Source organism: Nonomuraea sp. B1E8, from assembly GCF_039871515.1.
Taxonomy (GTDB): domain Bacteria; phylum Actinomycetota; class Actinomycetes; order Streptosporangiales; family Streptosporangiaceae; genus Nonomuraea.
In genome coordinates this window covers 397,585-415,094 of sequence record NZ_JBDPLS010000009.1, presented here as the reverse complement: position 1 = coordinate 415,094, position 17,510 = coordinate 397,585, and the positions used below count along the sequence as shown (strand labels likewise).

Here is a 17,510-nt window from a genome sequence, read left to right as displayed (position 1 = left end):
TGAAACGCCTGTGGAGCGGGTGTAAGACCTCAACGAGAGTCCTCTCGGACGGGCGACCGGCTGTGAAGCAGGAAGCCTCACGGGCGACCGTGGGAATCCCCCTCGTTTACGAGGGGGAGGATGTCAAATCAGTTGCCTCTCTTCGAGCACCGCGAGCAGCGGCCCGGCCGCGGCCAGCACCGCCTGTACGTCCTCATCGGCCGGCGCCCGGCCGGCGTCCAGCACCAGCCGCACCCCGTCGCCCAACACGACCCCTGCCACCAGGGCACCCGCGTGGCCCCCGGTCGTCCCCGCACGCCCCGGAGCCCGGTCGTCGCCCCCGGTCGTCCCGGAGCGGCCGGTGTCACCGGCGTTCCCCGGCGTCCCGGCGGGGAACCGGGCCGCGTCACCGGCTACGCCCGCGGCCTCGGGGCCGGGCCCGGGGCCGCGGGCCGGCGTCTCCGTGTCCCGTGCGGCTCCCGTACCCGGGTGCTCGGCCCAGAACCGTCCGCGTGCCCGGTCGCCCGGTGTCCCGTCGCCAAGCCCGGCGGTGTCCCCGAGCCCGTCGCTGTTCCCGAGCGCGTCGCCGGTGTCGAGCGCGGCGGTCGTCTCCAGCATCCGGTCCGTCGCGCCCGCAAGGGCGGCCTGGATCTGGGCGATCGACCGTCCCGCCGCCTGCAGCCGTTTGACGGCCACGATCTGGAGCAGGTGGCGCCGTCCGTACCGGGCGATCCTGCCGCGCCTGGTGAGGGGCGGGTCCACGAGGCCGATAGTCGTATACCACCTGATCAGCCGCTCCCCGGGCACGTCGCGGACCCGGCCGTTGACCCTGCCGTTCTCGGACGGCGCCGCGCCGTCGCGCAGCGCTCGCGCCGCGCGCTCGGCCAGCTCGCCGATGGTCCAGGTGTCGCTCATACCCTCACAATGACACTGTCACTATTGCACTGTCAATGTCATGGCGCCTCGGAAGAACGCAGGCCTGAGAGTCGTTATCAAAAGGGACAGTCCGACCGAATAGGGAGGAATGACGACATGGCCACGATCACCGGTCCACTTTCGGGTGATGCCAGGAACACCGTCGCGGAAGCCCTGCAGGGCGCTCTGGTCGATCTGATCGACCTTTCGCTGGTCGCCAAACAGGCCCACTGGAACCTCGTCGGCGCGCACTTCCGCCCGATCCACCGGCAGCTCGACAAGGTCACCGACCTGGCCAGGAAGCACATGGACCTCATCGCCGAGCGCAGCGTCGCCCTCGGGATCAACCCGGACGGCCGTTCCGCCACGGTCGCCAGGAACACCAAGCTCCCCCAGCCGGATGGCGGCTGGCTGGAGGACGGCAAGGTCGTGGCGACGATCACCGAGACGCTCGACGGCATCAGCAAGCGGATGTACGAGCGCATCCGGGTCACCGACGAGCCCGACCCCGTCACCCAGGACCTGTTCATCGCCGTGGCGCAGGACATCGACAAGCAACACTGGATGTTCCAGGCCCAGCGCTGACCGACCCCGAGGAGTCCGGGATCCGCAGGCGGAGCACCCGGGCTCTTCGTCTGCCGCATGATCGAATCTGGAGCTGTGAGGTTTGCGCAGAGTTTGATCTGACGAGTCTCTGCCATTCATGTCCGTGCGGTCGACTAGCGTGGCACCTAGAGGGAGGCCCCACGATGTCCCACAAGACTCTCCTCCGCACGGGCCCGCTCTTGCAGGGCGGTCCCAGCCCGTACGGCCCGCTCCGCCTGCCGGGCGAGCACGGCCTCGCCCTGCCCTCCGGGTTCCGTGGCAGGGAGGTGGCCCGCTCCGGGCACAAGGTGGCCGGGCTGACCTGGCACGCGGCCCCCGACGGTGGCGCCTGCTTTCCCGACGGCGAGGGCTGGATCTACGTCTCCAACTCCGAGTTGCCGCTGCTCGGCGGCGCGTCGGCGCTGCGTTTCCGCGCCGACGGCAGCGTGGCCGACGCCTACCGCATCCTGTCGGGCACCGATCTCAACTGCGCGGGCGGCGCCACACCGTGGCACACCTGGTTGTCGTGCGAGCTCGGCCACCGCGGCCGCGTCTTCGAATGCGATCCGTACGGCTCGCGCGCCGCCCGCCCCCGGCTGGCCATGGGCCGTTTCAAGCACGAGGCCGCCGCCTGCGACCCGCAGCGGCGCGTGGTCTACATGACCGAGGACGAGCCCGACGGCTGCTTCTACCGGTTCATACCCGGCGACTGGGGCGACCTGACGGAGGGCACGCTGGAAGTCCTCTGCGCCTCGGGTCACTGGCAGGCGGTGCCCTCGCCGGCGGCGCTCTTCCAGGAGGCCCGCCACCAGGTCGACGACGCCCGCCACTTCGACGGCGGTGACGGCTGCCACTACGCGGGCGGGGTGTGCTATTTCACCACCAAGGGCGACTCGGGCCTGTGGGCCTACGACGCGCAGACCTCGACGCTCGACCGGTTGTGCTCGGGCGTGCGCGCCATCACGGCGGCGCCCTCGGGCGACCTCTACGTGGCCAGGGAGACCACGCAGATCGACGTCATCGCCCCCGACCGGGCGGTCACGCCGTTCCTGCGGCTGGAGGGGCACGACGGCGCCGAGCTCACAGGGCTGGCGTTCTCCCCGGACGGCGAACGGCTCTACTTCTCGGCGCGGCGCGGCCGCACCGAGGGCCACACGTTCGAGGTGACGGGCCGCTTCCGCGCCTGAGCTTCCGGGGTTTGAGCTTCCCCTCGCCTGAGCTTCCCCGCCTGAGCTTTGCGGGCCTGAGCTTTCCGGGCCCGAGCTTTCCGGGCCCGAGCTTTCCGGGCCCGAGCTTTGCGGGCCCGAGCTTTCCGGCGAGCCGGCCCGGTGACCCTGACAGTCAGCTCAGATAGCGCACGAGCGCGAACTTCAGCTCGTCCACCAGCTCGGCGCCGCGCTCGGGCGCCGCCGAAGTGATCATCGGCATCACCGCCTTCACCATGGCCAGCGCCATGCTGCCCATGAGCAGGGCGCGTTCCTCCGAAAGGCCGGGTGAGCGGCGGCGGAGCATGGAGGCGATGTGCCGGGCGATGTCGTCGTGCAGCCGTCCGGCCGCCTCGGCCAGGCGATCGCCCGTCGCCGTCCCGTACAACAACGACCAGTACGCCGGCGAGCGGCTCTTGAACCGCACGCTCTCGTCCACCAACTGCCCGACCAGCACGTCCAGCGGAACATCGGGCGTGACGGCGGCCAGCCGCCCGGCCCAGAACTCCTGCCGGTCGTCGGTGTAGCGGGTCACCAGCCCGTCCAGGATCTCCTCCTTGTTGCGGAAGAACTGGTACAGCGACCCGGGTGACATCCCCGCCCGCGCGGCGACCTGGTTCGTGGTCAGCTCGGGATAGCCCACCTCGGCGATGACCTGTTCGGCTGCGTCGAGGATCTCCGCCATGCGCTTCAGGCCGCGCGCCTGCCGGCGGACCGTGCGTTCAGCCATGCGACTCCTCATTGACAAATGCGAGCTTTTACTTGTATTTCTGGTGCGGACAGTAAACGCGAGTAGTTTACCGAGTTTTGTGGAGGCACCATGAGTACCGTGCTCGTCGTCGAGCCCGGCCCCCCGAGGGCGCCCGCCGAGGTGCCGGCATGGCGGTGAACACGCGGCCCAGGGCCGCCCGGGCGAGCGTCGCGGACCCGGCGCTGCGCAGGCTCGGGTTCCTCCTCGTCCGGCGCCGCCGGCTCGTGCTCGCGCTCGCTCTGGTCATGTCCGTCGTCGCCGCGGTGCTCGCGGCGGGCGCGGTGTCGCAGCTGTCCCTGTCCAGGTTCGAGGCGCCGGGATCGGAGTCCGACCGCGCCCAGAGCGAGCTGGTCGCACGGTTCGGCACGGGCAGCCCCGACATGATCTTCCTGGTGACCGCCAGGAGCGGCACCGTGGACGACCCCGCCGTCGTCGCGGCGGGCAGGGAACTGACCGCCCGGATCGGGCGCGAGGAGGGCGTCGCCGAGGCCGCCTCCTACTGGACCCGCGACCGGCCCGCCACCCTGCGCAGCGGCGACGGCAGGCACGCGCTGATCGTGGTGCGCATCCCGGGTGACGCCGATCATGTGCGGGCCGGGGTCCTGCCCCGGCTCGTGCCCGAGATCACCAAGGGCAGCGATCTGCTCCAGGTGCGGGCCGGGGGAGGGGAGGAGGTGTTCAGGGAGACGGTGCCGCTGGCCAGGCAGGACTTCGTCCGCGCCGAGCTGGTGATCTTCCCGCTGGCGTTCGTGCTGCTCTGGTTCTACCAGCGGCGCGTGGTGGCGGCCGTGGTGCCGATCCTGGCCGGGGTGTTCGCCATGGTGGTGGGGCTGGCGCTGCTCGGCGGCGCCCTGCTGTTCGCCGAGATCTCGACGTTCGCCCTGAACCTGACCCTGGCCATGGGACTCGGCCTCGGCATCGACTACTGCCTGTTCGTGATCCAGCGGTTCCGCGAGGAGACGCGGCGCGGCGCCGACCGGGCCGGCGCGGTCGCCGGCGCCGTGGAGCACGCCGGCAGGACGGTGCTGTTCAGCGGCCTCACCGTGGCCACGTCCCTGGCGGTGCTGCTCGCGCTGCCGTTCGACTTCCTGCGCTCCTTCGCGTACGCGGGCGTCGCCGTCGTGATCGGCGGCCTGGTCGCGGCTGTGCTGGTGCTGCCCGCCGTGCTCGCCACGGTCGGCGGCACGATGCTCCCCAAACGGGAAGGGCCCGAGCGCGTGGCGGGGTTCTGGCACGCGCTGGCCCTGCGGGTGATGCGCCGGCCGCTGCTGTCCGGTGGGCTGGCCATGGTGGTGCTGCTGGTGCTGGCCTCGCCGTTCCTCGGGCTGCGCTTCGGCGTGGCCGACGACCGCATCCTGCCGCCCGAGGCATCCTCGCGGCAGACCCAGGACGTCCTCCGCCGGTCCTTCCCGGCGGAGGAGACGGACGCTATCCAGATCATCTCGAAAAGTACGGCGTCGGGCGACATTTCGGCGTATGCCGCGAGTTTGTCCCGGATTCCCGGCGTCGCCCAGGTCGACTCGGCGGCGGGCTCCTACGCCGCGGGCGGCCGGGTGGGCGACGGCGACCCCGCCAGGTTCGCCGGGCAGGGGACGTGGCTGTCCGTGGTCCCGTCGGCGGAGGCGCTGGCCGGCGACCCCGTCCGCGTCGTCGAGGTCGTACGTTCCGTCGAGCCGCCGTTCGAGGTGCTGCTCGGCGGCTATCCCGCCGAGCTGGCCGACTACCGGTCCTCCGTGGTGGACCGGCTGCCGCTCGTCCTCGCCCTCATGCTGGGCATGACCTTTCTCGTGTTGTTCCTCATGACCAGGAGTGTGATCATTCCCATCAAGGCGACCCTCATGAACGTGCTCAGCCTCGGCGTCATGTTCGGAGCCCTGGTCTGGATCTTCCAGGACGGCAACCTGTCGGGACTGCTCGGCTTCACCCCCACCGGCACGCTCGACGCGAGCATCCCCATCCTCATGCTCTGCGTCGCCTACGGGCTGTCCATGGATTACGAGGTGTTCCTGTTGTCGCGCATCAAGGAGGAGTACGACAGGACGGGCGACACCGAGCGCGCCGTGGCCACGGGCCTGCAGCGGAGCGCCCCGTTGATCACGGCGGCCGGCGGGATCCTGGCGCTGACGTTCGCCGCCTACGCCACCGCGCAGGTGTCGTTCGTGCAGATGCTCGGCGTCGGCATGGCGGTGGCCGTGCTGGTGGACGCGACGGTGATCAGGGCGGTGCTGGTGCCGAGCCTGATGCGCCTGGCGGGGCCGCTCAACTGGTGGCCCGCAGGTCGCACGACCACATCTGGTCGGTGACCTCGACGCCGTTCTCGGTGCCCTTCTCCTCCGACTCCAGCTCGAACCCGGCCGCCCGGTAGATGTGCCGCGCGCTCACCAGGCAGTCGCGCGTCCACAGCGTGACGCGCTCGCAGCCCGCTGCCCGCGCGTGCCGCAGGCACTCCTCCACGAGCCGCCGCCCGATGCCCATGCCGCGGGCGGACGGCTCGACCAGCAACATCCGCAGCTTGGCCGTGGCGGCGTCCTGCCGGACGAAGAACACGCACCCGGCCCGTTCCCCGCCCACCTCGGCGATCCACCCGGCGTCGCGGGAGAAGTCGAGCCCGCCGACGATCCTGGCGACCAGTTGCTCGAAGCCGGTGCCCCAGCCGTATTCGGCGCTGTAGAGGGCGCCGTGGCGGTGGACGACCCAGCCCAGGTCGCCGGTGCGCGGGGGCCTGATCACGTACGGCTGCCGCTCCCCGGGCGGGCCGAGCAGCCTCCTGATCGTCGCCATGCCGGTGACCAGCCGCTCCTGGTCCGGCTCGGGCAGCGTGGACAGCAGGCGCTCGACCTCCTCGGCCGAGCGCCTGTCGAGCTTGGAGAAGACCTCTGAGCCTGCGGGCGTGAGGCGTACGAGCTGCTTGCGCGCGTCGGAGGCGGAGCGTTCGCGCGCGATCAGCCCGTCGCCCTCGAAGCGGGCCAGCATCCTGCTGAGGTAGCCCGCGTCCAGGTCGAGCAGCCCGCGCAGCTCGCCGGTCTCCATCCGCTCGGCGTGCGCCAGCTCGAACAGCACCCGCACCTCGGTCAGGGAGTACGGCGAGTCGAGCATCCCTGCCTGGAGCGCGCCGATCACCTTCGTATAGAACCTGTTGAAGGCTCTCACCTCAGAAATTCTTGCCTCTGTCAACGAACTCATTGCCATAGTCAACCACAGGAGGATTCCCACTGTGAAGCACGTGTACATAGGCGGCTACGGCCCGGGCATCGTGACGGTAGGCGGCGACCTGACCCGGGTGGCGGCCCCGTCGTTCCTGGCCGCCCATCCCACCCTGCCGGTGCTGTACGCGGTGGGAGAGCTCGAACGCGGCTGGCTCACCGCGTACACCGTGGGGGAGGAGGGCCTCAGCCCGCTCGACGAACGGCCCAGCGAGGGCGACAGCCCCTGCCACGTCGCCGTGGATCCCACGGGCAGGCTCCTCGCGGCGGCCAACTACGGCGACGGCACGGCCGTCGTCCACCACCTCGACTCCAGAGGCGCGTTCGAGGGCGAGCCGATCGTGCTGCGGCACGAGGGCTCGGGCCCCGACCCGGACCGCCAGGCGGGCCCGCACGCCCACGAGGCCGTCTTCCACGACGGCCTCCTGCACGTCTCCGACCTCGGCACCGACGAGATCCGCCGCTACCGCCCTGACGGCACGCCGCTGGAAGCGATCACGATGGGACCGGGCACCGGTCCGCGCCACTTCGCCTTCACGGGCTCACGCCTGTACGTCGCGGGCGAACTCGGCGGCACCGTGACCCTCGTCGAGGGCGAGCGGCGCACGGCCGTGCCCGCCTCCGGGCAGGCGGGCGAGAACGCCCCCTCGCACCTGGTGCTCGCCGGCGGCCTGGTCTACGTCGCCAACCGCGGCCCCAACACGATCTCGGTGTTGCGGGACGACCTGTCGGTGGTGGCCGAGGTGCCGTCGGGCGGCGACTGGCCACGGCACTTCGCCATCGACGGCGACCGCATGTACGTGGCCAACCAGCGTTCCGGCACCGTGAACGTCTTCGTGCTGAAGGACGGCATCCCCGAGCCGACCGGGCAGGCGTACGAGGTGGAGAGCCCGGCATGCGTGCTGATCACGTAAGGTGTCCGTCATATTGGGCAGGTGGACCTGGCGTTTGGTCTAGACCACTGCCCGCGCGGACCGGCAGAATGCGGTCTGAACACGGTCTGAACATGTGATTCTGACCATGCGATTCTGGACGTGAACCCCATCGGGAGGAACCCGCCATGCGTATTGGAGTGCTCACCGGGGGCGGCGACTGCCCCGGCCTGAACGCCGTGATCCGGGCAGTGGTCCGCAAGGGGGTGAGCGTGTACGGCCACGAGTTCGTCGGCTTCCGTGACGGCTGGCGCGGCCCGCTCGAAGGCGACACGATGCCGCTCGACATCCAGGCCGTCCGCGGCATCCTGCCGCGCGGAGGGACCATTCTCGGCTCCTCGCGCACCAACCCGATCAAGATCGAGGGCGGCGTCGACCGGATCAAGGACAACCTCGCCTCGACCGGCGTCGACGCGCTGATCGCCATCGGCGGCGAGGACACCCTGGGCGTCGCCAAGCAACTCTACGACCGCGACGTCAAGGTCGTGGGCGTGCCCAAGACGATCGACAACGACCTGTCGGGCACCGACTACACCTTCGGCTTCGACACCGCCGTCAACATCGCGACGGAGGCCATCGACCGCCTCCACACCACCGCCGAGTCCCACCACAGGGCGCTCATCTGCGAGGTCATGGGCCGGCACGCCGGCTGGATCGCCCTGCACGCGGGCATGGCCGGCGGCGCGAACGTCATCCTCATCCCGGAGAAGCCGTTCGACATCGACCGGGTCTGCGAATACGTCGAGTCGCGGTTCCGCACCCGCTACTCGCCGATCATCGTCGTCGCCGAGGGCGCCCACCCCGTCGAGGGCCAGATGGAGCTGCAGGCGGGCGAGCTCGACGCGTTCGGCCACGTCCGGCTGGGCGGCATCGGCGAGGTGCTGGCCAAGGAGATCGAGAAGCGCACCGGCAAGGAGGCCCGCACGACGGTGCTCGGCCACATCCAGCGCGGTGGCACCCCGACGGCCTACGACCGGGTGCTGGCCACCAGGTTCGGGCTGCAGGCCATCGACGCGGCCCACGAGGGCGACTACGGCAAGATGGTCGCGCTGCGCGGCACCGACATCGTCCGCGTCGGGCTCGACGAGGCCACGGCCGAGCTGAAGACCGTGCCCGTCTCGCGCTACGCCGAGGCGGAGGTGTTCTTCGGCTGACTGTAAGCGGGTTGCAAGCGGGCGGCCGTAGCTTCTGCATCAGCGGGGTTACCGCTACAACCCCCTAAGGGGTACGGCTTGCGCCGCAGCGAGTTGGCGGCCCACCTGTGCGACGCAGGCCGTACCCATGACATAGATCATCGGCGGGGCGTGCCGGAGAGCTCCATCTCCTGCGCGCCCTCGTCGTGCGCACGCAGCCGTTCCCGGTACGCGGCCTCGTTGCGCAGCTCCTTCTCCGACGGCGACAGCAGGGCCGCGAGCAGCAGGCCGACGGTGATCACGCTGGTGCCGACGATCAGCGGCAGCAGGAAGTCGACGCCCTGGGCGCCGGGCACAGCCCCCACCTCGTGGTGCGGCGTCACCGACATGGAGTACATCCCGGTGTAGTGCATGCCCGCGACCGCCACGCCCATGACGAGCGCCGCGGCGCCGATCTTGAGCGCGCCGCTGACCCGTACGGTGAACCAGAGCGCGACTGTGGCCGCCGCGATCGCGATCAGCACCGAGACCGCGACGATCGCCGGGTCATAGGAGACATGCGCTGACATGTTCATCGCGGCCATGCCGAGATAGTGCATGCTCGCCACGCCGGCTCCGGTCAGCAGACCGCCGCCGAGCAGGGAGCTCAGGCGATCGGCGCCGTACGAGGCGAGGAACAGTCCCACCCCCACCACCACGACCGCGATGAGCGCGGAGGCGACCGTGAGCGGCACGTCGTAGCGGATGGTCATGCCGGGGATGGAGAAGCCGAGCATGGCGATGAAGTGCATCGTCCAGATGCCCGTGCCGCCGATGGCGAGGGCGGCCCCCACCAGCCAGAACGCGCCGGCGCGCCCGCCGACCACACGGGCCCGCGAGGTCAGGAGCAGGCCCAGCATCGAGCCCAGGCTGGAGACGACGTAGGCGGCGACGGGCGTCACGAGCCCGAAGGAGAAATGATCGACCGGCGACATACCCACCCATCCCTCGCATGCTGATAAGGGAGTATGGGCGGGTGATCGCCGGCCGCGCAACTACCTTCTGCGCGAGCGCGACGGCTGCCTGCGCGACGGCTGCCGGCGCGGAAGCCGAGCCGGGTCCTGGCCGCCGGGCGCCGGCATGGGCGAGGGCTCGGCCTGCGGTGCGGGCGCCTGAGGATAGAGCCCCTGGGGCATCTGCGGGTGGGACGCCTGGGGGAAGGGGGGCTGGGGGAAGGGAGCCTGGGGGGTGGGAGCCTGGGGGGTGGGAGCCGCCAGCGGCATCGGCGCGGGCGCGACACCGGGCGAGGGGTAGGTGAGCTGCTGCTGTTGCTGCGCGGTGCGCCGGCGCAGCTCCAGCTTGGCGAGGAGCTCCGCGTCCTCGTGCAGTTCCTCCTCCGACGGAGAGAGGATCACCATGAGGAGCATGGTCAGGGTGATCAGGCTGATCACGGTCATGAGGGGCACGAGGAAGTCGAGCGCGTCGGCGCCGGTGATCACGCCGGGCTGCGCATCGACCGTGACGTGCATCGCGTACATGCCGGTGTAGTGCATGCCGGACACGGCCACGCCCATGACCAGGGCGGCGCCGGTGATCCAGATGGGCTTCCTGACCCGGAGGGTGAACCACAGCGCCGCCGTCGCGGCCACCACGGCGATGACCACGGAGATCGCCACGGTGACGCGGTCGTAGGAGACCTGGGCGGACATGTTCATCGCGTACATGCCCAGGTAGTGCATGGAGGCCACCCCGAGCCCCGTCAGCAGGCCCCCGCCGAGGAGCGCCAGGAGGCGGCCGCGTCCGTAGGAGACGAGGAACAGGCCGGTGCCCACGACGATGATGGCGACGGCCGCGGAGGCCGCGGTGAGCCACACGTCGTACTTGATCTGGGTGCCCTCCACCTGGAAGCCCATCATGCCGATGAAGTGCATCACCCAGACGCCTGTGCCGCCGATGGAGATGGCCGCGCCGAGCAGCCACCGCACCTTGGAACCCCCGCGCGAGGCGTGGGCCTGCGCGGTGAGACGCAGGCCGAGCATTGACCCGATGCACGACATCACGTAGGCCAGCAGCGGCGTGAGCGGCCCATAGGTGAAATGATTCACAGCGGTCATCTATCGCGTTCCTTGCATTAGGGGTCCCCGGATTCTGCCATCGGGAATGTCCCTTACGCATGGATATCGCAACTATCTGTCAACGTGTTATGTCGGAAACATGAGAAGGGCTCATGGCTATCGAGGGGCCGTTCTGGCGGGCGATCGCCGTCTTCCGCGTCGCGTCTCTGGTCTACGCGATCGTGCTGATGGCCCAGCACCGCGGCTACGAGCAGCCGGTCCTCGGCTGGCTGGTGATCGGCGTGATGGTGCTCTGGACCGCGGGGGCGACGCTCGCCTACTCCGCCCCCGCGCTGCGCCGGTGGCCGCTGCTCGTGACCGACCTGCTCGTGGTGCTGGCCTGCCTGCTGGCCTCGCCGTACGTCCAGGGGGCCGAGCAGGGGGAGGTGGGCACGACGCCCGTCCCCGCGACCTGGGTCGCCGGGCCCGTGCTCGCCTGGGCCGTGCACGGCGGCCGGCGCGCGGGAGCGGTGGCGGCGCTCGCCATGGCGGCGGGCGACCTGTGGCTGCGCGTGCGCGCCCCCGACGTGCCCATCCTGATCAACGGCGCGGTCCTGCTCTTCCTGTCGGGCGTCGTGGTCGGCCACGTGGCCCGGCTCGCCAAGGAGGCCGAGGAGCGCATGCAGCGGGCCGTCGAGATGGAGGCCGCCCAGCGCGAGCGCGACCGCCTGGCCCGCGACATCCACGACTCGGTCCTGCAGGTGCTCGCCCTGGTGCACCGGCGCGGGCAGCGGCTCGGCGGCGAGGCCGCCGAGCTCGGCCGCCTCGCCGGTGAGCAGGAGTCCGCCTTACGCCGCCTCGTCGCCGACCGCCCCGGCGAGACCGGCGAGCCGGGCTCCGCCGACCTGCGCACCCTCCTGCTGCGGCACGCCTCGTCCCAGGTGACGGTCTCCACCCCGGCCACGCCGCTGGTCCTGCCCGCGCCGGTGGCGGAGCAGGCGGTGGCCGCCGTCGGGGCGGCCCTGGACAACGTCAGGGCGCACTGCGGGCCGTCGGCGCGCGCCTGGGTGCTGGCGGAGCCGGGTGAGGGCACGGTGACGGTCAGCGTGCGGGACGATGGGCCGGGCATCCCGGAAGGGCGGCTGGACGAGGCGCTGGCCGAGGGGCGCATGGGGGTCGCCCGCTCCATCCGCGGCCGGGTGGCCGACCTGGGCGGTGACGTCTCGATCGTCAGCGTCCCCGGGCAGGGCACCGAGGTCGAGATCAGCCTCCCCGCGTGACCCCGCCCCCGCGACGCTGATCCGGACCTGCTCCGCCGCGGCCGGAGCGCGGGGCGCGGCCGGCGTTAGAGTTGCGGGCATGGTGCGGGTCATGGTGGTGGACGACCATCCCATGTGGCGTGACGGGATCTCGAGAGATCTGGCCGAGGCCGGCTACGACGTCGTGGCCACCGTGGGGGAGGGGCGGCAGGCGGTCAGGGTGGCCGGCGCGGTCCGGCCCGATCTCGTGGTGCTCGATCTGCGGTTGCCCGACATGCCGGGTCACGAGGTGGCCGCCGGGTTGTCCGGGCTGGAGGCGCCGCCGCGCGTGCTGGTGTTGTCGGCCAGCGCCGAGCAGGACGACGTGCTGGCGGCGATCAAGGCGGGCGCGTCCGGATATTTGGTGAAATCGGCGAGCCGAGAGGAGTTCCTCGACGCCGTACGCAGGACGGCCGAGGGCGACGCCGTGTTCACCCCCGGGCTGGCCGGGCTCCTGCTGGGCGAATACCGGCGGCTGGCCGCGCAGCCCGCGCCCGCCGAGGGCCCGCGTCTCACCGAGCGCGAGACGCAGGTGCTCCGGCTGGTCGCCAAGGGGTTGTCGTACAAACAGATCGCCGAGCGGCTGGTGGTCTCGCACCGCACCGTGCAGAACCACGTCCAGAACACCCTCGGCAAGCTCCAGCTGCACAACAGGGTGGAGCTGGTGCGATATGCGATCGAGCGGGGCCTCGACGCGGACTAAACTCAGGGGCGCGCGACGTTGGCACCAACACGCCTTTTCCCCATTTCCCGGAGGTTCCACCATGACGATGTCTGCCCTGGGCGAGCCGTGCGTGCTGCTCAAGCTGGGCGAGATCGTCCTCAAGGGCAAGAACCGCGAGCTGTTCGAACGCCGCCTGATCGGCAACATCCGCGACGCGCTCCAGCCGCTCGGGATCAAGGTCGACGTGCGCAGGCGGCACGGCGTGATCGCGATCTTCCTCCCCCAGGGCGCCGCCGCCGAGCAGGCCGGAGCCGTGGCCGAGCGGGTCGCCGACGTGCCGGGACTGGTGTGGATCCACCGGGCCTGGCGGGTCGCGAAAGACCCGGAAACGGTGCTGAAGGCCGGTCTCGAGCTCGTCGGGGAGAGCGAGGAGGCCAAGCGCGGCGCCCGCTTCGCGGTGCGCTCGCGCCGCCGCGACAAACGTTTCCCGCTGCGCTCCAACGAACTCGACCGCATGGTGGGCGGCGCGATCAACGACGAATACCGCTTGCCCGTCGACCTGAAGAACCCCGAGCTGACGGTGTTCATCGAGGTCGACAGGGACGAGGTGTTCGTCTTCACCGACGGCATCCCCGGCCAGGGCGGCCTGCCGGTCGGCAGCAGCGGGCGGGCGCTGGTGCTGATGTCGGGCGGCATCGACTCGCCGGTGGCGGCCTACCGGATGATGCGGCGCGGCCTGCACGTCGACTTCCTGCACTTCTCCGGCATCCCGTTCACCACCTCCGAGTCGATCTACAAGGCGTACGCGCTGGTGCGGAAGCTCGACAGGTTCCAGGGCGGCTCGCGGTTGTGGGTGGTGCCGTTCGGCAAGGCGCAGCAGTCGATCCGCACCTCCGGCCAGGACCGACTGGCCGTGATCGCGCAGCGGCGGCTCATGCTCAAGACGGCCGAAGAGGTCGCCCACCGCATCCGCGCCGCCGCGCTGATCACCGGTGACGCGCTCGGGCAGGTCTCCTCGCAGACCCTGACCAACATCACGGCTCAGGACAACGCGGTCGAGCTGCCGATCCTGCGGCCGCTGGTGGGCTGGGACAAAACCGAGATCATGGCGGAGGCCCGGCGCATCGGCACGCTGGAGATCTCGGAGCTGCCCGACGAGGACTGCTGCTCCCTGCTGGCGCCCAAGCGCGCCGAGACGCGGGCCAAGATCGACGACCTGAAGCAGATCGAGAAGCGGCTCGACGCCGAGGAGCTGTGCGTGCAACTGGCCGACTCGATCCAGGAGTACACGCTATAGCGGAGGTCAGGCATCGACCTTGAACGGGTCGTGCTCGGCCAGCAGCTTGTCGAGCCTGGCCTGGTCGACGCGGCTGGTGACCTCCGCGAGCTCCTGCCGGTCGCGCACGACCTTGGCCAGCGTGAGCGTCGAGGTGACGACGTAGAGCAGTCCGAGGGCGAGGAAGGCCCTGATCCACCCCGCGGCGGGCAGGTAGATCAGGGCGATCGTCACCGAGGCGATCGAGACGGCGAACGACAGGATCGCCTGGGCGTAGAACGCGCCGGTCTGCGTGGGTTGAAGGCGTTTGGTCATGCGCCCATCGTGGCGCCGGGACGCATTCCCGCGCATGGGGGTTCGTACTTAAGTTACCCATGAGTACGACCGGCGGGCTCGTGGCGCGGCCGGCCGTCTCCGGGGGCTCGTGGCAGTGGTGACGGGGTCAGGTCAGGCGGCGACCGCGGCCGCGGTCGACTTGCCGAGCAGCGCGGGGAAGTCCGTCATGACCTGGGCAAGCTCGCCCAGGTCGGCGTGGACGAGCGCCTGCGGGCCGTCGCAGAGCGCCTGCTCGGGCTGCGGGTGCACGTCGATGATCACGCCGTCGGCGCCCACCGCGATGGCCGCGCGGGTCAGCGGCAGCACCAGGTCACGCCGGCCGCCGGAGTGCGACGGGTCGATGATCACCGGCAGGTGCGACAGCCGCTGCGCCACCGGCACCGCCGAGACGTCGAGCGTGTTTCGCGTCGCCGTCTCGAACGTCCTGATGCCCCGCTCGCACAGCACGATGTCCAGGTTGCCGCGCTGCGCGATGTACTCGGCGGCCATCAGCCACTCCTCGATCGTGGCGTTCATGCCGCGCTTGAGCATCACCGGCCGCCCGGCCGCGCCGACCGCCCGCAGCAGCGCGAAGTTCTGCGCGTTACGGGTGCCGACCTGCAACATGTCGGCGTACGACGCCACCAGCTCGACGTCCTGGGCGTCCACGACCTCCGTCACGATCGGCAGCCCGGTCTCCTCGCGCACGTCGGCCAGGATTCGCAGGCCCGCCTCGCCCAGCCCCTGGAACGCGTACGGCGACGTGCGCGGCTTGAACGCCCCGCCCCGCAGCAGCACCGCTCCGGCCGACTGCGCCATCCTGGCCGCGTCCAGCGTCTGCTGGTGCGTCTCCACCGCGCACGGCCCCGCGATCAGCGTCACGGTGTCGGGGCCGATCGGCACGCCGCCCACGTGGACCGTGGAGCGTTCCGGATGGTTCTCCCTGCTGACCAGCTTGTACGGCGTGGTCACGCGCATCACGTCGCGCACCCCCGGCATGCCGCGCAGGCCGGCCGCGTCGAGCTGGGTGACGTCGCCGACCAGGCCGACGATGGTGCGGCGCACGCCCTTGCTGATGAAAGCCTCGACCCCGGCCGCCTGGACGACCGACACGATCGACGTGAGATCGTCCGGCGTGGCCTCCGGGCCCATCACGATCACCATCTGCTTCTCCTTCTGCCTGAAAACACGAAAGGCCCCGGGTCCACGTGGACCCGGGGCCTTTCGTTCGCCTGTCTGCTAGCGCAGCGTCAGATGGCGAACGGACTCGGGTCCGTCGCCATACCAAAACCAGAACGCTGTGCGCATAGACACCAATCGTAGCGCACCGCACCCGGCCGCGAGCCATCGGCGGCCCGATGGCAGGATGGCCCAAGACGCGAGACCGGTGAGGGGAGTGATCGTGGAGGAGTCGCGCCTGCCTCCAGGCCAGTACGTCCCGCGCGGCAGACCCGTGATCCACTACGGCAGGGTCCCCGCGTTCAAGCCCGAGAGCTGGGACTTCCGCGTGTTCGGGGCCACCGCCACCGGTGAGGAGCACCGTTACACCTGGGAGGAGTTCGAGCGGCTGCCCCGCACGACCCGGCTCGCCGACTTCCACTGCGTCACCAAGTTCTCGCTCATGGCCAACGAGTGGCGCGGCGTCGCCCCGGCCACCATCATCGGCGCCTTCCCGCCCGACCCCGGCGTGCGCCACGTGATGGTCTGGGCCGAGTACGGCTACAGCGCCAACCTGCGGATGTCCGACTTCACCGCCCCCGACACGCTGTTCGCCATGGAGCTCGACGAGAAGCCGCTCAGCCCTGACCGCGGCCACCCGCTGCGGATCGTGGTGCCCCACCTCTACGCGTGGAAGAGCGTCAAATGGGTGCGCGGCATCGAATATCTCCTCGAAGATCGCCGGGGCTTCTGGGAGGAGCGCGGCTACCACAACCTCGCCGACCCCTGGCGCGAACAGCGCTACTCCTACCAGGAAGAACCCGGAGAGGGCCCGCCGTAACGCGACGACGGTCTCACTGCGGGTTTCGCCCCGGACACGGCGCGTTGTTGGCTACGGTGGCCCGCATGCTGACTGGCGTGGCGCTGCTCCTGCTGGCCTTCGCCGCCGGTTACGGGCTGGCCAGGGCGCGGTCGTGCCGCGACGTGCTGCCGCAGGGCCGCAGGACGGACGAGGCGACGTTCACCACCTTGCACATCGCCGCGCTCGCCGCCCCCGCCCTGCGCGCGGGGCTCGGCCGCGACTCCGCCCGCAGGGCCGTCCGGCACCTGCGCACGCTGCTCGGCACCCACGCCGTCGCGATCACCTCGGCCGAGGCGGTGCTGGCCTGGGACGGCCCGGCCGCGGACGGGCCGCGCGACGGCGACGTGCTCGCCCACGCCCGCGCCACGCTGGCCGCCGGCCGGGCCCAGGTGTTCCCCGGCGAGCCGTACGCGGCGGTGGTGGTGCCGCTGACCGTGGACGGCGCGGTCGTGGGCACGCTGGCGGTCCACGACGCCGAGGTCAGCGCCGCGCTCGTGCGTACCGTCACCGAGGTCGGCCGCTGGGTCTCCGGCCAACTGGAGCTGGCCGACCTGGACGCCTCGCGGCAGCGCGCGCTGGCGGCCGAGATGCGCGCGCTGCGTGCCCAGATCTCGCCGCACTTCATCTACAACGCGCTCACGACGATCGCCTCGTTCGTCCGGACGAACCCCAGGCGCGCCCGCGAGCTCCTGCTCGACTTCGCCGACTTCGCCCGCTACGCCCTGCACAGGGCCAACGACTTCACCACCCTCGCCGACGAGCTGACCTGCGTCGACCGCTACCTGCTGCTGGAGCGCGCCCGCTTCGGCGACAAGCTGCGCTTCACCGTGCAGGTGGCTCCGGAGGTGCTGCCGGTGCCCGTGCCGTTCCTGTGCCTGCAGCCGCTCGTCGAGAACGCCATCAAGCACGGCATGCGCGGCGACGGCGGCGCCGCGGGGGAGGTGCGGGTCGTGGTGCGCGACGCGGGCCCCGAGGCGCACATCACCGTCGAGGACGACGGCGCGGGGATGGATCCCGAGTGCGCGCGGCGCATGCTCGACGACGAACCCGCCCGTGAGGGCGGCGGCATCGGGCTGGCGAACGTGGACCTCAGGATGCGCCAGATCTACGGCGACGGCTATGGGCTCGTCGTGGAGACCGCGCTGGGCGCCGGCACCAAGGTGCGGTTGCGCGTACCGAAGACACAACTTGGCCCATAGTA

General features: G+C 71.0%; 17 protein-coding genes. 10 read left to right on the top strand and 7 right to left on the bottom strand.

The window, feature by feature from the left end; all coding sequences use genetic code 11:
- Positions 1-123: 123 nt before the first annotated feature.
- Positions 124-894, bottom strand: a complete 771-nt coding sequence (locus tag ABGA98_RS29465; RefSeq protein WP_347621649.1) for a MerR family transcriptional regulator — start codon at positions 892-894, stop codon at positions 124-126.
- A gap of 117 nt (positions 895-1,011) precedes the next feature.
- Between ABGA98_RS29465 and ABGA98_RS29460 the strand changes: the two genes are divergently transcribed.
- Both ABGA98_RS29460 and ABGA98_RS29455 read left to right on the top strand, forming a co-directional pair.
- Entirely contained in the window at positions 1,012-1,479 is a 468-nt protein-coding gene (locus tag ABGA98_RS29460) for a DNA starvation/stationary phase protection protein (protein WP_347621648.1), read from the top strand.
- Positions 1,480-1,643: 164 nt separating this feature from the next.
- The gene (locus tag ABGA98_RS29455) at positions 1,644-2,666 is read left to right on the top strand and encodes an alkaline phosphatase PhoX (protein ID WP_347621647.1); all 1,023 of its coding nucleotides are present in this window, start codon (positions 1,644-1,646) and stop codon (positions 2,664-2,666) included.
- 154 nt (positions 2,667-2,820) lie between these two features.
- Here ABGA98_RS29455 and ABGA98_RS29450 read toward each other — a convergent pair whose 3' ends face one another.
- Complete coding sequence (locus ABGA98_RS29450; protein ID WP_347621646.1) at positions 2,821-3,414, bottom strand: TetR/AcrR family transcriptional regulator; 594 nt, start codon at positions 3,412-3,414, stop codon at positions 2,821-2,823.
- Positions 3,415-3,563: 149 nt separating this feature from the next.
- Between ABGA98_RS29450 and ABGA98_RS29445 the strand changes: the two genes are divergently transcribed.
- Complete coding sequence (locus ABGA98_RS29445; protein ID WP_347621645.1) at positions 3,564-5,738, top strand: MMPL family transporter; 2,175 nt, start codon at positions 3,564-3,566, stop codon at positions 5,736-5,738.
- Here ABGA98_RS29445 and ABGA98_RS29440 read toward each other — a convergent pair.
- A complete protein-coding gene (locus tag ABGA98_RS29440; RefSeq protein WP_347621644.1) occupies positions 5,695-6,585 on the bottom strand; it encodes a helix-turn-helix domain-containing GNAT family N-acetyltransferase in 891 nt (296 codons plus the stop codon). The two genes, ABGA98_RS29445 and ABGA98_RS29440, sit on opposite strands and share 44 nt — an antisense overlap.
- A gap of 64 nt (positions 6,586-6,649) precedes the next feature.
- Here ABGA98_RS29440 and ABGA98_RS29435 point away from each other — a divergent pair, with 64 nt between their 5' ends.
- Positions 6,650-7,552: a beta-propeller fold lactonase family protein gene (locus tag ABGA98_RS29435; protein WP_347621643.1), complete on the top strand. Its 903-nt coding sequence runs from the start codon at positions 6,650-6,652 to the stop codon at positions 7,550-7,552.
- Between the two features lie 146 nt (positions 7,553-7,698).
- Positions 7,699-8,724 (top strand): 6-phosphofructokinase, encoded by a 1,026-nt coding sequence (locus ABGA98_RS29430; RefSeq protein WP_132514396.1) that lies wholly within the window; start codon positions 7,699-7,701, stop codon positions 8,722-8,724.
- 137 nt (positions 8,725-8,861) lie between these two features.
- Here the strand turns inward: ABGA98_RS29430 and ABGA98_RS29425 are convergent, their stop codons facing one another.
- Together ABGA98_RS29425 and ABGA98_RS29420 are read right to left on the bottom strand one after the other, a co-directional pair.
- The gene (locus ABGA98_RS29425; protein ID WP_347621642.1) at positions 8,862-9,677 is read right to left on the bottom strand and encodes an MHYT domain-containing protein; all 816 of its coding nucleotides are present in this window, start codon (positions 9,675-9,677) and stop codon (positions 8,862-8,864) included.
- A 60-nt stretch (positions 9,678-9,737) separates the two neighbouring features.
- On the bottom strand, positions 9,738-10,796 hold the full coding sequence (locus ABGA98_RS29420; RefSeq protein ID WP_347621641.1) for an MHYT domain-containing protein: 1,059 nt from the start codon (positions 10,794-10,796) through the stop codon (positions 9,738-9,740).
- A 113-nt stretch (positions 10,797-10,909) separates the two neighbouring features.
- On the opposite strand from ABGA98_RS29420, the gene ABGA98_RS29415 reads away from it, so the two are divergent.
- The 3 genes from ABGA98_RS29415 to thiI all read left to right on the top strand — a co-directional run bounded on the left by ABGA98_RS29415 (position 10,910) and on the right by thiI (position 13,995).
- Positions 10,910-12,016 (top strand): DUF5931 domain-containing protein, encoded by a 1,107-nt coding sequence (locus ABGA98_RS29415; protein WP_347621640.1) that lies wholly within the window; start codon positions 10,910-10,912, stop codon positions 12,014-12,016.
- Positions 12,017-12,095: 79 nt separating this feature from the next.
- Positions 12,096-12,737, top strand: a complete 642-nt coding sequence (locus ABGA98_RS29410; RefSeq protein WP_347621639.1) for a response regulator transcription factor — start codon at positions 12,096-12,098, stop codon at positions 12,735-12,737.
- A gap of 61 nt (positions 12,738-12,798) precedes the next feature.
- Positions 12,799-13,995: a tRNA uracil 4-sulfurtransferase ThiI gene (gene thiI / locus ABGA98_RS29405; protein ID WP_347621638.1), complete on the top strand. Its 1,197-nt coding sequence runs from the start codon at positions 12,799-12,801 to the stop codon at positions 13,993-13,995.
- Positions 13,996-14,001: 6 nt separating this feature from the next.
- Here thiI and ABGA98_RS29400 read toward each other — a convergent pair whose 3' ends face one another.
- Positions 14,002-14,289, bottom strand: coding sequence for a YiaA/YiaB family inner membrane protein (locus ABGA98_RS29400; RefSeq protein WP_347621637.1), 288 nt, complete (start codon positions 14,287-14,289; stop codon positions 14,002-14,004).
- 132 nt (positions 14,290-14,421) lie between these two features.
- The gene (gene aroF, locus ABGA98_RS29395) at positions 14,422-15,453 is read right to left on the bottom strand and encodes a 3-deoxy-7-phosphoheptulonate synthase (RefSeq protein WP_347621636.1); all 1,032 of its coding nucleotides are present in this window, start codon (positions 15,451-15,453) and stop codon (positions 14,422-14,424) included.
- Positions 15,454-15,691: 238 nt separating this feature from the next.
- Here aroF and ABGA98_RS29390 point away from each other — a divergent pair, with 238 nt between their 5' ends.
- Both ABGA98_RS29390 and ABGA98_RS29385 read left to right on the top strand, forming a co-directional pair.
- Entirely contained in the window at positions 15,692-16,288 is a 597-nt protein-coding gene (locus tag ABGA98_RS29390; RefSeq protein WP_347621635.1) for a molybdopterin-dependent oxidoreductase, read from the top strand.
- Between the two features lie 65 nt (positions 16,289-16,353).
- A complete protein-coding gene (locus ABGA98_RS29385; RefSeq protein ID WP_347621634.1) occupies positions 16,354-17,508 on the top strand; it encodes a histidine kinase in 1,155 nt (384 codons plus the stop codon).
- Positions 17,509-17,510: the final 2 nt, after the last annotated feature.